Raw genomic sequence first — 13,214 nt, 5'->3', positions numbered from 1 at the left:
CGGTAACAGGTCCTTAACCCGGTCTGTTACCGGTTTCTGATAAAAAAAATACAGCCAGCTTTTAGTGGTAACTATACTACTGGTTGTATTACTATTTATTGGAGCACCATACTCTTATTGTAATCAGCAACTAAAAAAACAAAAGCATGAAAAAATTATTGGTATCTCTTCTCTTTTGCACGGCCGGTGTATCGGTTATGGCACAACGGGCAAAAGTTAGCAGTGCGGATGAGAACCTGAAGAAGCAAGATCTGGAAAAAGCCAAAGCGGATATTGACGCAGCATTACAGAATGAAAAGACCAAGAACGACGCTAAAACATGGCTGGTAGATGGTAAGATCCTGGAAGCTATGGGCACCAAGCAGAAAAGCGCTGCACTGGCAACAGAAGCTTTTGCCGCCTTCAAAAAAGCATTGGAGATAGATCCTAAAATGAAAGAAGCCGTGCTGGAAATGAACCAGCCGTTGTTCAATGTATACGCTACTATTGCCAACGCCGGTTATGCTAACCTGAATGAGCAGAAATGGGACTCCTCCCTGTATAACTTCAAACAGGCTTTTGAAGTAGCTGACTTCTACAACAGCAAAAACCTCGGTGGCTCTATTCCTGCAGATACTGCCCTCACTTTCTACGTTGGTTACGCTGCCAACCAGGCCGGTAAAAAAGATGATGCTTTTACCTACCTGAAAAAAGCAGCCGATCTGCAGTTCAAAGGCGAACCTGCTCTCTATGTAATCCTGGGTCAGCTGTATGAAGAAAAAGGCGACCAGGCAAACTGGCTGAAAACAATCGAACAGGCTAAAGCTTTATTCCCTAAAGATAAACGCTTCAACGATATGGAAATGGCTTTCTACAGCAAAACAGGTAAAACCAACGAATTACTGACGATGCTGGAAAAGAAAATCGCCGACAATCCAACCGACCAGGCAGCTGTACTGGATTACGCTATCCGTGTAGATAACCTGGCTAATCCCCGCGATGATAAAGGCGGTGATGCTCCTAAACCAGCTAACTACGAAGAACTGATAGGTAAAGCAGAAACAGCCTATAAGAAAGCGATCGAAATGAATCCTGCCGATGCTACCGCTAACTTCCAGCTGGGTGCTCTGTACTTTAACCGCGCAGTTGTTTTCAACAAAGAACTGAATGGCCTGGACAGCAAACAACAAACTTCTCCTAAAGCAAAAGAATTACAGGGAAAAGTAGAAGGACTGATGGGTCAGGCACTGCCTTTCTTCGAGAAAGCTGATGCAGGCTTCACCGCTAAAGCCAGCAGCCTCGATGCAAGCGACAAACAAACTTACGAAAGCTGCCTCTATGCACTGCAGAAGATCTATGCGATCAAAAACAATACTGCAAAAGTAGAAGAAGTGAAAAAGAAACTGGACGGTTTAGGTGCTAAACAATAAACCGCGTATTGATATTATTGGAAAGAGTCCGCCTGACAGCGGACTCTTTTTTTTTGCGGAGGTTGTCTTTCTCGCTGATTACGCTGATTATACTGATTAGCTGGATTTTTACTTTTGGATTCATAAAGGATTAAGGGAGATAAAAGCGAGTATTGCGTTTTTATCTCCCTTAATTATTATTATAAGAAAATCTAAAAAATCAAAGAAAAAATCCAAAAGTAAAAATCCAGCTAATCAGTATAATCAGCGTAATCAGCGAGAAAGACAACCTCCGCAAAAATCCCGCAAGCCGGAAAGACTTGCGGGACAATTAACTCAAACGCTGTATGTACTCATTATGCTTTTTTAGCAGCAGGAGCAGCTTTCTTTGCATGTTCGTGTTTAGCGGCTTTCTTAGTAGTGTCAGCAGCTGGTTTTGCTTCAGCTTTTGCTTCAGTTTTAGCAGCTTTCTTTGCAGGTTTAGCAGCTGGTGCTTGTGCGAAAGATGCAGCAGAAATGCTCATTACTACTACAGCGGCGATCAGGCTTTTTTTCATGATATTGTCTTTTTAAAATGATTAGATGAAGAATGTTTTGTTATAGTTTCTGTAGTAAAATTACATCAGCAAAGGCGGTGTTGACGGGATGTTTCGGTGAACAGGGAATTACTGTCGTTGAACAGGGGAAAATGTACGGTAATATACAGCAGGGAGTTATAACAGGATGTGGATGGCCTCCTGTACAGCCTGTATACACAGGTGTTTCAGGGTATTGAACTGGCTGGCAACCGTACCGGGATGGTAGTTGTTTTCCTGTAGTTTTTCCAGTGGTTCCAGGATAGGATAGAGGTGATCCTGCAAACCGATAAAGGAAACGGTTGTTTTCAGGTTATGCGCGGTAGCGCGTATAGCGGCAATGTCCTCGGCTATCACTGCCTGTTTCAGCAACGATAGTTCTTCCGGCAGTTGGGCAATGAATTGCTCCAGCATTGTTTTTTCAAACTCGGTATTGCCCTTGGAAAGATCATGGAGATAATTCAGGTTGATGAGATGCTGGACGCCATTTTCATTCGATAAGTGATAAACAGCCGGCAGTTCACGGGGCGGTAGCTTACCAATGTATACCTGGATCATTCTGTAGAGGTCCTCTTCAATAATAGGCTTGGAGATATACTCGTTCATGCCCATCTGCAGGCATTTTTCGCGCTCTCCGGTCATAGCGTGGGCTGTCATGGCTATTACGGGAATAGTGGAGTGCAGCTCGTGCCGGATGGCCTGTACGGCGGTGTAACCATCCATTTCAGGCATTTGTATATCCATCAGCACCAGGTCGTAGTGCTGCCGGTCCAATGCCTGCAACACTTCCCTGCCATTGTTTACAATTTTATACTGCAACTGCCAGCTGCCCAGCAAATGACGAAGCAGGTTCTGGTTCATCTTATTGTCTTCTGCCACCAGCAGCCGTACATCCGGATGAAGCGGCAGTTGGTCGTTCTCTGTAAAATAATGATGCCCTTCTTCTGATAATGATTCACCCAATGTATAAGGGAGTTCTACTTTAAATGTAGCGCCTTCACCGGGTTTGCTCTCCACTGAAATAAAGCCATTCTGTAATTCTATCAGTTGTTTTACGATGGCCAGTCCTAACCCTGTTCCGCCAAACTTTCGGGTGGTGGCGGCTTCCGCCTGGTGAAAGCGGTCGAAGATACTCTGCTGCATGGAAGGGTCGATGCCAATACCGGTATCACTAACGGTAAATAATATACGAACTGCATTCTCTTCTGCCCATACCTTCGCCACATGTATGCGTACTTCGCCCTCACCGGTAAATTTAACCGCGTTGCTGGTGAGGTTCACCAACACCTGTGTCAGCCGCATTACATCTCCATATAAAATATCCGGTACATCTTCCTCAATGGTCACAGCCAGCTGAAGTTGTTTTTCTTCGGCTTTGGGTCTGAACATGGTATTTACGCCATGGAGCACGCTGCGCAGACTAAAAGAGGTGGCTTCTATGCGCATCATACCAGATTCAATTTTGGAGATATCCAGGATGTCGTTGATGATTTCCAGTAAACTCTGGCCGGCGCTGTCTATGGCGCCTACATATTCTTTGGATTTATCGTTGAGCGGCTGGGCTTTGAGCAGGTTGGTGAAGCCCAGCACCGCATTCATGGGCGTTCGTATTTCATGGCTCATATTGGCCAGGAACTGGTCTTTTATGGTGGCCAGTTTTTTCTCCTGTCGCTGGGATTCATCCAGCGCTTCAATAAGTTGTTCCTGCCGGTGGATCCGGCTGGTGATATATAGGAATGCCAGCAGGCTCATTAAACAGGCAAAGAATACCAGCACGGTACCCCAGCGCTGCGCCTTTTGCCCGCTGCTGTCTATCAGGTGGGTGGTGCGGTTCACCTCCGATTGCCGGGTGGTGTCCAGTTGCCGCAGAATGCCGTTGATGGCTTCGCCCAGCCGCCTTCCTTTCTGGTTGTTAATTAATTTTTCAGCCGCCCATTTACCCTGACTGTAAAAAGTATCCAGTACCATGAGGTTAAAGGCATTCTTTTCATCTACCAGGTAGTTGAGCTGGGTGAGTAACTTTTCTGTGCTGTCGTTTCTGATAATTTTATTGATCTCTTTGAGATCGGCCTTGATAATGGCTATTTCGGCTTCGATGCCGGTAATATGAATGGTGTCCTGGGAAATCACTGCGCCGCGTACCTTGCTGTCGGTTTTGGCCATATTGGTTTGCAGCTTCTGGAGTTCGTTTTTTACATTAAGCTCCTGTAACAGCTGCTCATTGCCTTTAATCAGCTTATGGATATTGTTTGCGGAGTTGAATTGCAGCACAACAAATAATATCATTCCGGTAATGAACAGGCCGAGGAGGTAATATTTGATTCTTTTAGGCTGCATGACAGTTTAGTACATATAAAACGCTGATATAGGAAAGCCGGTTCAATAAAAGTAGCAATTTTATTGCTCCTTCCTTCAGATAATTAGCCTCAGCGTAATAATTCGCTGAGGCTAATTATGTTGACAAAGGACTATGACTATTTCGCTTTTGGTGCAGCCGGAGCAGCAGCAGGTTTTGCTGTATGATGATGCTTCGCATGTGTTTTGTGAGCAGGCGCCTTTGCAGTCGATTCTTTTTTTGTTTCTTTTTTAGGCGCAGTGGTCTGTGCAAAAGATGATGCACTCATAAACAACATAGCTGCGGCGATTACAATACCAAACTTTTTCATGGCTGTATATTTTATTTAGTGATCAATTGTTTGACGACCTAAAGGTACATCCGCCGGAAAAGTGATAGTAATACTAATGGCCCAACAGGCAGCAGCTGTCGGTCAAAAAGGGGAAAGTGTCGTTGAGTTACAGGAGGTTCAGTTTATTATTCAATGCAGAACGGTAGGCATCTGCTACAGGAATCGCGTTTTTATTAATAATGATGGTGCCATCTTCAATAGACTCAATTTTGTCGAGCGCCACGATATAGGAGCGGTGCACACGCATGAATTTAGCAGCCGGCAGTTTTTCCTCCAGTGCTTTCAGCGTAGTATGGATGGCGTGGAATTTCTGCGGGGTATTTAACTTTACATAGTCGCCCATTGCTTCCAGGAAAAGAATATCTTCTGTTTTTATTCTCTTCAGGATGCCATTATCACGTATAAACACAAACTCGGTATCGGATACCTGTAGTTCGCGGTGATCGCTGTCGGTGATTTCACGTGCCTTTTCAATGGCCTGGATAAAGCGGGCAGGCTGTACGGGCTTAATCAGGTAGTCGGCTACATTCAGCTCAAACGCTTCTACTGCATAGTCCTTTTTTACCGTGGTAAAGATGATCACCGGGCGTTTCTTTCCCAGGTTGCGGGTAAGCTCCAGTCCACTCATACCGGGCATTTCTATATCCAGCAACAGCAGATCTATCTTTTCTTTCTGTAAAAAATTATATGCTTCCATAGCACTGCTGCACTCACCTGCCACATGCAATTGTTCCACATGACTGGCTAATTGCTTCATGGCGGTACGCGCCAGCTTATTATCGTCTACGATCAGGCAATTCATGCGGCTAATTTAAGTACAAATCGTAATATAAAATCATCTCAGCCGCAACTGCGATGCAGTTTTTTCCGGCGGCGTTTTGAGTTTAATTTTTACATTTGTAAAGATGAAGTGGTTACTTTACATACTAAGCTGTTATATCCTGCTGCTGTCGTGCATTCCCTGCAACGACTACCAGCCGGCAAACCATAGTGCAGTTGTACAACTCGCCACTTCCCACGACCATGAAACACAACCGGACTACTGCTCGCCATTGTGCGTATGCAGTTGCTGTAATATACAGGCTACTCCCGGTGTGGCCGTCACGGTTTATTTTATGGCGCAACGGATCAGTATAGATTACCCCGTGTTGCCCGTTAACCCGCTTCCTTCCTTATCAGATAATATCTGGCAGCCCCCACAGCTGGTTTAATCCGTTACAGATGTTTTTGCTATGAGCATATCCATGCCTTTACCGGCGTAGATATGGCTATGGTACGTCATTTTATTACTTATTGAATCAATCATGCTGGATAAGATCATTCGTTTCTCTGTGAGGAACAAGTTAATGATAGGGATATTTACGTGTGCCCTGGCGGCATTTGGCGTGTATTCCCTGTTACGTTTACCGGTAGATGCCGTACCGGATATCACCAACAACCAGGTGCAGGTGATCACACAGTCGCCTTCCCTCGCAGCCCAGGAAGTAGAAAGGCTTATTACCTTTCCTGTTGAACAAACGATGGCGGTAATACCGGAACTGGCGGAAATACGCTCTATTTCCAGGTTTGGACTGTCGGTTGTAACCATCGTATTTCATGATAATGTAGATATTTACTGGGCCCGTCAACAGGTCAGTGAAAAGCTGGGCGAGGCGAGAACCAGTATCCCTCCGGGCATTGGTACCCCGGAAATGTCGCCCATTTCCAGTGGATTGGGGGAAGTTTACCAATATGTACTACATCCCCGGAAAGGGTACGAGGAGAAGTTTGATGCGCGAGAACTGCGTACGATACAGGACTGGTATGTAAGGCGGCAACTGCTGGGAACACCCGGCGTGGCCGAAGTAAACAGTTTTGGTGGATTGCTGAAGCAATACCAGGTTACGCTCAACCCCGACAAACTTCGCAGCTACCACCTGAGCATCGCCGATGTGTTCAACGCCATGGAACGGAACAATCAGAACACCGGCGGCGCTTATATCGACAAGAAGCCCAACGCTTATTTCATCCGCAGCGAAGGGCTGATCAGCAGTTTGACGGATATAGAAAAGATAGTGGTGAAGAATACCCCCGACGGATTGCCCATATTGATCAGGGATATCGCCACCGTGCAATTGGGAGATGCCGTACGTTATGGTGCGCTTACCCGCAATGCAAATGGGGAGGCCGTTGGTGGCATTGTGATGATGCTGAAGGGGAAAAACTCCAGCGAGGTAGTGAAAACAGTGAAAGCAAGGATTGAGCAGATACAGAAAACGCTGCCGCCCGGCGTGGTAATAGAACCGTTCCTGGATCGCAGCGAATTTGTAGGCAGGGCCGTAGGCACTGTACAAAAGAACCTGGTAGAAGGGGCGCTCATTGTCATATTCGTGCTGGTACTATTCCTCGGAAACCTCCGTGCAGGGCTGATTGTAGCCTCCGTGATCCCCTTGTCGATGTTGTTTGCCATTTCCCTGATGTACCTGTTCGGGGTATCGGGCAACCTGATGAGCCTCGGCGCTATCGACTTCGGACTGATTGTAGATGGTGCAGTGATTATAGTGGAGGCGACCTTACATCACCTTGCCGGCAGGAATAAAACCGGTCAGCTGGTACGTTTATCACAGCAGGAAATGGATACTGAAGTATTTGATGCCGCCAGTAAGATCCGCAGCACGGCCGCTTTTGGTGAAATCATTATTCTCATTGTATACCTGCCCATACTCGCTTTAACCGGCATTGAGGGCAAGATGTTCCGGCCGATGGCGCAAACCGTTTCCTTTGCCATTCTCGGCGCTTTCATCCTGTCGCTCACCTATGTGCCGATGATGTCCGCACTGATGCTGAGTAAAAATTTCGATAATAAAGTAACAGTAGCCGACCGGCTTATGCGCTTCTTTCAGCGTATATACGATCCCGTTATACGCGGTGCATTACGCGCAAAGGCAGTAGTCACGGGAGCGGCTATACTACTTTTCGTGATCGCATTATTTTTATTTGGTAAGATGGGAGGAGAATTTATTCCTACCCTGGAAGAGGGGGATTTTGCCGTGGAAACAAGACTGCTCACCGGTAGTTCCTTGTCGGAAACCATCGACAAGGTTAGCCTGGCCTCTGGGATATTAATAAAACAATTCCCTGAAGTGAAAGAAGTGATCGGCAAAATAGGCGCTGCTGAAATTCCTACCGACCCAATGCCGATGGAGGCATGTGATCTCACCATTTTACTGAAGCCCAGAAAGGAATGGACCAGCGCCCGCAGCCGGGAAGAACTGGCCAACAAAATGCAGGAAGCCCTGGAAGCGATACCAGGAGTGAGTTTTGGTTTTTCACAGCCTATCCAGTTACGGTTCAATGAACTGATTTCAGGTGTGCGCCAGGATGTAGGGATCAAGATCTTTGGAGAAGATCTCGCTACGCTGGCTTCACTGGCCGACAAGATAGGCCGTATTGTAAGCCGCACTCCCGGCGCCAAAGATCTGTACGTAGAGCAAACCGGCGGGCTGCCACAGATAGTGGTAACAGCCGACAGGGACAAAATAGCCCGCTATGGACTTGACATAGCCACGATCAATCAAACCATCAACACCGCTTTCGCCGGCCAGAGCGCCGGACTGGTATATGAGGGGGAGAAGCGTTTCGACCTGGTACTGCGGCTGGACCAGCAAAGCCGGCAGCAGCTGGCGGATGTGCAAAACCTGTACATCACCACACCATCCGGAAACCAGGTGCCATTGCAGGAAGTGGCGGAAGTAAAAATGACGACGGGACCCAACCAGGTGCAGAGAGAAGATGCTAAAAGACGTACCATCGTAGGCTTTAACGTGCGGGGCCGCGATATTTCAAGTGTAGTAGCCGATATTGAATCCGCCATTGGCAAAGAAGTAAAGCTTCCCGCGGGTTATTTTATCCGTTACGGGGGACAGTTTGAAAATCTGAAAGAAGCCAACCGGCGTTTAGCCGTGGCCGTACCTGTGGCATTGTTGCTGATTTTTGGGTTGCTCTATTTTACTTTTCATTCTGTAAAACAATCGCTGCTCATATTTACCGCTATCCCCATGTCGGCCATAGGAGGCGTTTTTGCGCTCCTGTTGCGTGGTTTGCCTTTTAGTATTTCCGCCGGCGTAGGATTCATCGCGCTTTTTGGTGTGGCGGTATTAAATGGTATTGTGCTGATAGGGGAGTTCAACCGGCTAAAGGAATCCGGTTTGCAGGACCTCAACAGCGTGGTACTAAATGGAACGGCTACACGATTACGGCCGGTACTGATGACCGCCTTTGTGGCATCTCTCGGCTTTTTGCCGATGGCCCTGGCCACCAGCGCAGGAGCGGAAGTGCAACGCCCGCTGGCCACCGTGGTAATAGGAGGGTTGATTACTTCTACCTTGCTGACCCTCCTGGTGTTACCGTGCTTATACATCTATTTTGAGAAAGGTTTTTCAAAACATACATTATGAAGATCTGGATATTAGCAGGCCTGCTGTTGCCTGCAATAGTTACTGCACAGTCGCAGGTACTCACGCTGGAAACAGCTGTACAGCTGGCCTTGCAGCAAAACAAAGGGTTAAAATCTGCCGATGCTTCCATTGGTTACTACCGTAAAATGACAGGCACCAGTGGGGAGATCCCGAAAACAGATGTGAACCTGCAGTACGGGCAAACAAACAGTTATGTTTCCAATGATAACAACTACAGTGTTACGCAAACCATTCCTTTCCCAACCGTATTCGGCGCCAGGAAGGAACTGAATCATGCGCAGGTGGACAAAGCAGTTTGGCAGAAAGCGGTTACGCAGAATGAACTCGTGTATCAGGTAAAACAGGTGTACATACAGCTGCTGTATCTCCAGGAGGTGAAAGCCCTGATCCTCCGGCAGGATAGTATCTTCACCAGGTTTGCCCGCAGCGCGGACCTGCGGTACCGTACCGGTGAAAGCCGGATGCTGGAGAAAATCGCTGCCGAAGGACGGCTCAACGAAGTAAAGAACGCCTTGCGTCAGAACGAGGCTGATCTTAAAATTTATACCGCCAGGTTGCAGGCATTATTGGGCACCAACAAGCCCGTTACAATAACGGAAACGGCTATGCCGGATGCCGTACTTTCCCTTGTAAGTGATTCCGCCGCCATAGTGACCAATCCGCAGCTGCAATACCTGAGGCAGCAGGTAACCGTTGCCGAAAAGCAAAAGAAGCTGTTGAAAGCCGCGATACTGCCGGATATCATGGTGGGTTACTTTAACCAGTCGTTTATCGGCACTCCGTTGAATGCTTCCGGCGCCCCACTGGCTACCAACAGCAACCGCTTCCAGGGGTTCCAGGTAGGACTGGCGCTGCCCGTTTGGATAGGGCCTCTCAAAGCAAAAGTACGGGCGGAGGAAAAGCAGCAGCAGGCGGCCAGTTTACAGTTTGATAATAACCTGATACAACTGCAATCCCAATATGAGCAGGCAGTACAGCAGTTTATCAAAAACAGGAACAGCCTGGAGTTTTATGAAAGCACTTCACTGCCAAATGCAGAGCTGCTGCTGAAGCAGTCTGAAAAATCCTACAGCAGCGGAGATATTGGCTACGCTGAATATTTTCTTAACCTGGAACATGGGCTTACTGCACAGCAAGGATACCTGCTGGCGCGCAATGAAGTGAAACAGGCAGAATTATACATGGCTTATCTGGCCGGCCAGCAGTAAGCTGTAGTATCCCGCCGGTCATCAACAAAAAAAATATCATTATGCAATTATTCAAAAAACATATAGCCTTTACCGTTATCGCCAGCATTTTACTTTCCTGCGGCAATAAACAAACGCCTGCTACTGCAGATGCGCATGATCATGAAGAGGAACCCGGTGTTGTGGAGCTGACTCCGGCACAATTTAAAACAGCAGGTATTACTTATGGTAAACCGGAGAACCGGCAGATCAGTGGCGCCGTGAAAGTAAATGGCCTGCTGGATGTACCGCCACAGCAACAGGTAAGCATTTCGGTACCAATGGGTGGATTTATAAAGCAAACCAGTTTATTACAGGGAATGCCAGTGAAGCAGGGGCAGGTAATTGCGGTACTGGAAAACCTCGACTACATCCAGTTACAACAGGATTACCTGGAAGTAAGCAGCCAACTGGAATATGCAACAAAGGAACACGACCGCCAGCAGGAGTTAGCCAAAGAAAATGTAAACGCCCTGAAAACGCTGCAGCAAGCCAAAGCCAGCTGGCAAACCCTGCAAGCCAAAGAGAATGGAATCAGGCAAAAACTGTCCGTGCTGAATATTAACCTCCCTGCCTTGCAAAAAGGATCGATTCAGCGTACGGTTAATGTGTATGCGCCTATCAGTGGCTATGTAACACAGGTAAACGTGAACCTGGGCCAGTTTGTGACGCCGGCGGATATACTCTTCCGCATTGTGAATACCGAACATCTGCATGCGGAGCTGACGGTATTTGAAAAAGATGTGCCCAGGTTAAAGATCGGGCAGCTGGTACGTTTCACGCTGGCCAATGAAAGTAAGCCGCGTACGGCCACTGTTCACCTGATTGGCCGCGAAATCAGCCCCGAACGTACGGTACGGGTGCATTGTCACCTGGAGGAAGAAGATACACAGTTGTTGCCAGGTACTTATCTCCAAGCCATGATTGAAACCGGCGCTGCCGCCGTAAAGGCGCTGCCTGATGCTGCTGTGGTGAATTTCGACAACAAGGCGTACGTGTTCGTAAAGAAACCGGGAACGGACAGCTCCTTCCATTTCAATATGCTGGAGATTAAAAAGGGAAACAGTGAACTGGGTTATACCGAAGTAACTTTCCACGAAGAGGCGCCGGACGGGGATGTAGTGATAACAGGCGCCTATGATCTGCTGGCTAAGTTGAAAAACAGCGGAGAACACGAAGGGCATTAGGCAGTGATCTATCTTATTAATTTAAATAATTTCATATATTTGAAATTATTAATTAATAAGAAAATGAACTATTTGAGATGGTCCGTCCTTTTAGGGGCTTTACTGATCAGCAGTTTCGCCATAGCCCAGGTACCGGTAGTAGCACTGGGACCTGACTTCGCCGAGCCGGGAGATGGCTGGGATAAACTGTTGCAGTTAAGGAACGGTAACACGGTGTACCTGCATTTCTCTAAAAAGGACGGGCTGCTGGTAAATATTTACGACAGCGCCCGGGCTCTGAAAAGTGCGGACACCGTACATGCCAGTCAATGGAATGCGGCAGACCTGGAGTCTACTGAAATAGATGGCATCTTTGAAATAAACGGTCAGCCGGTACTTTTTTTACAACAACTCATAAAATACAACCCCGTGATGTACCGTCTCATACTGGATGGTGAAACGGGGAAACTGCTGCGGGAAGATAAACTGGGAGAGCTGCCCAGCGTACAGCACCGCAGCGTATTTGTAGATGATAATCTCGCTTCCCATGATATATTTGTAGAGAAAGATGTCAACAGCGATTACTATGCTGTGGCTTTATTTTCAGGGGCGCCGGTTCAGAAAAATGACAGTGTTCGCGAACGTATCCGGGTCATGCATTTTTCACCGGGGCATGAGCTAATTAACAGTGGCTTGTTTTACATGCCCGACTCTTCGTATAGCTATTTCAGTTATATCGATATGGCAGTGAAAGGAAAGGAAAAAGTGTACCTGGGTACAGTGGGCTTTAACGCTAAACGAAAAGACGGCGACGCAGGAGCAAAGGTGCTCTTCTCCATGTTATCGCCCGATTCGGCTACGTTTGCACACGAGGTGCTGGATTATACTGCCGGCTTGGGAAATGTAGGCGGAGAAATCCAGGTGGCTGCTTCACAGCTGCGGATGCTGCTGTATGTATCTTCCCAACAAAAAGACGGGTATTCCGGCATCATCATGAACACTTTCAAGGAATCTACCGGTAAGCTGAAGAAACATGTGCAACTGTCGTTTCCGGAGCTTTCCCGTAACGTGCAGCAGAACCTCAATTACAAAGAAGAATACAAAGGCACACCACAACAGATACACCTAAACGAAGACGGAACCAGCACGTTGCTGATGGAAAGTCTCTCGTTTTTTAAACAGGGTAACTCACAGCTGAATAAATTACACACGAATCTGGGAGATATTGGGATTGCTTTACTGGATACAGCGGGAAGGGAAAATTCCACACTGGCCGTTTCAAAATACCAGGTGATCACGGGTGTTTGTGAGCCTTTCCAGTTGCAGCGCCGCAGTAAAAGTGAGTGGGTGTTCCGCAATAAAATCGCCGCACTGAATACCAACACCTGGTTGTCGTACGACTATATCCCTTCGCCGGATGTATCGTTTGTACTTTTCAATGACTATCTCCAATACCTCGACACCGGCGGACAGGATAAAGTGCGTAAGCCCCTGAAATACGCGGCAGACGCGAACTTTGTCTGCTACCGTTTTTATAAAGGAAAGATGGACCGGTTGTTTCTTTTCGGTGCACCGGAAGTAACAAAAGGATATGCCTGTATGATGGGCGCAGCAGATTACAATGCACAAACACGCATATATGCTACGGTACTCATTTCGCGCAAGGGCCTGGAGAAAAAAGCAAATATTGCGTGGATAAAGTTTTAGCTGCAGCC

General features: G+C 47.3%; 10 protein-coding genes. 6 read left to right on the top strand and 4 right to left on the bottom strand.

The window, feature by feature from the left end; translation table 11 throughout:
- Window positions 1–146 precede the first annotated feature (146 nt).
- Entirely contained in the window at window positions 147–1,409 is a 1,263-nt protein-coding gene (locus AB6805_RS29890; protein ID WP_370913106.1) for a hypothetical protein, read from the top strand.
- A 335-nt stretch (window positions 1,410–1,744) separates the two neighbouring features.
- On the opposite strand, the gene AB6805_RS29885 is transcribed toward AB6805_RS29890, so the two are convergent.
- The 4 genes from AB6805_RS29885 to AB6805_RS29870 form a co-directional block, all read right to left on the bottom strand.
- Window positions 1,745–1,945, bottom strand: a complete 201-nt coding sequence (locus AB6805_RS29885) for a hypothetical protein (RefSeq protein ID WP_142687064.1) — start codon at window positions 1,943–1,945, stop codon at window positions 1,745–1,747.
- 156 nt (window positions 1,946–2,101) lie between these two features.
- Window positions 2,102–4,300, bottom strand: coding sequence for an ATP-binding protein (locus AB6805_RS29880; RefSeq protein ID WP_370913105.1), 2,199 nt, complete (start codon window positions 4,298–4,300; stop codon window positions 2,102–2,104).
- 137 nt (window positions 4,301–4,437) lie between these two features.
- On the bottom strand, window positions 4,438–4,629 hold the full coding sequence (locus AB6805_RS29875) for a hypothetical protein (protein WP_370913104.1): 192 nt from the start codon (window positions 4,627–4,629) through the stop codon (window positions 4,438–4,440).
- A 127-nt stretch (window positions 4,630–4,756) separates the two neighbouring features.
- Window positions 4,757–5,452: a LytR/AlgR family response regulator transcription factor gene (locus AB6805_RS29870; protein ID WP_370913103.1), complete on the bottom strand. Its 696-nt coding sequence runs from the start codon at window positions 5,450–5,452 to the stop codon at window positions 4,757–4,759.
- 103 nt (window positions 5,453–5,555) lie between these two features.
- Between AB6805_RS29870 and AB6805_RS29865 the strand changes: the two genes are divergently transcribed.
- The 5 genes from AB6805_RS29865 (at window position 5,556) to AB6805_RS29845 (ending at window position 13,206) form a co-directional block, all read left to right on the top strand.
- A complete protein-coding gene (locus AB6805_RS29865) occupies window positions 5,556–5,861 on the top strand; it encodes a DUF6660 family protein (protein WP_370913102.1) in 306 nt (101 codons plus the stop codon).
- Window positions 5,862–5,954: 93 nt separating this feature from the next.
- The gene (locus AB6805_RS29860; protein ID WP_370913101.1) at window positions 5,955–9,086 is read left to right on the top strand and encodes an efflux RND transporter permease subunit; all 3,132 of its coding nucleotides are present in this window, start codon (window positions 5,955–5,957) and stop codon (window positions 9,084–9,086) included.
- Entirely contained in the window at window positions 9,083–10,315 is a 1,233-nt protein-coding gene (locus AB6805_RS29855; protein WP_370913100.1) for a TolC family protein, read from the top strand. The genes AB6805_RS29860 and AB6805_RS29855 overlap by 4 nt, the downstream gene beginning before the upstream one ends.
- A 41-nt stretch (window positions 10,316–10,356) precedes the next feature.
- Window positions 10,357–11,520, top strand: a complete 1,164-nt coding sequence (locus AB6805_RS29850) for an efflux RND transporter periplasmic adaptor subunit (protein WP_370913099.1) — start codon at window positions 10,357–10,359, stop codon at window positions 11,518–11,520.
- A gap of 63 nt (window positions 11,521–11,583) precedes the next feature.
- A complete protein-coding gene (locus AB6805_RS29845; protein ID WP_370913098.1) occupies window positions 11,584–13,206 on the top strand; it encodes a hypothetical protein in 1,623 nt (540 codons plus the stop codon).
- The last annotated feature ends 8 nt before the right edge of the window (window positions 13,207–13,214 follow it).

The organism is Chitinophaga sp. RCC_12 (genome assembly GCF_041360695.1).
In the GTDB taxonomy this organism is placed as follows: Bacteria; Bacteroidota; Bacteroidia; order Chitinophagales; family Chitinophagaceae; genus Chitinophaga.
Note: the sequence above shows the minus strand (reverse complement) of the source record. Positions and strands in the feature narration are given on the sequence as shown.

Coding starts and splice junctions, on each gene's coding strand:
- AB6805_RS29890 (WP_370913106.1), top strand. CDS start 147: ATGAAAAAATTATTGGTATCTCTTCTCTTTTGCACGGCCGGTGTATCG.
- AB6805_RS29885 (WP_142687064.1), bottom strand. CDS start 1,945: ATGAAAAAAAGCCTGATCGCCGCTGTAGTAGTAATGAGCATTTCTGCT.
- AB6805_RS29880 (WP_370913105.1), bottom strand. CDS start 4,300: ATGCAGCCTAAAAGAATCAAATATTACCTCCTCGGCCTGTTCATTACC.
- AB6805_RS29875 (WP_370913104.1), bottom strand. CDS start 4,629: ATGAAAAAGTTTGGTATTGTAATCGCCGCAGCTATGTTGTTTATGAGT.
- AB6805_RS29870 (WP_370913103.1), bottom strand. CDS start 5,452: ATGAATTGCCTGATCGTAGACGATAATAAGCTGGCGCGTACCGCCATG.
- AB6805_RS29865 (WP_370913102.1), top strand. CDS start 5,556: ATGAAGTGGTTACTTTACATACTAAGCTGTTATATCCTGCTGCTGTCG.
- AB6805_RS29860 (WP_370913101.1), top strand. CDS start 5,955: ATGCTGGATAAGATCATTCGTTTCTCTGTGAGGAACAAGTTAATGATA.
- AB6805_RS29855 (WP_370913100.1), top strand. CDS start 9,083: ATGAAGATCTGGATATTAGCAGGCCTGCTGTTGCCTGCAATAGTTACT.
- AB6805_RS29850 (WP_370913099.1), top strand. CDS start 10,357: ATGCAATTATTCAAAAAACATATAGCCTTTACCGTTATCGCCAGCATT.
- AB6805_RS29845 (WP_370913098.1), top strand. CDS start 11,584: ATGAACTATTTGAGATGGTCCGTCCTTTTAGGGGCTTTACTGATCAGC.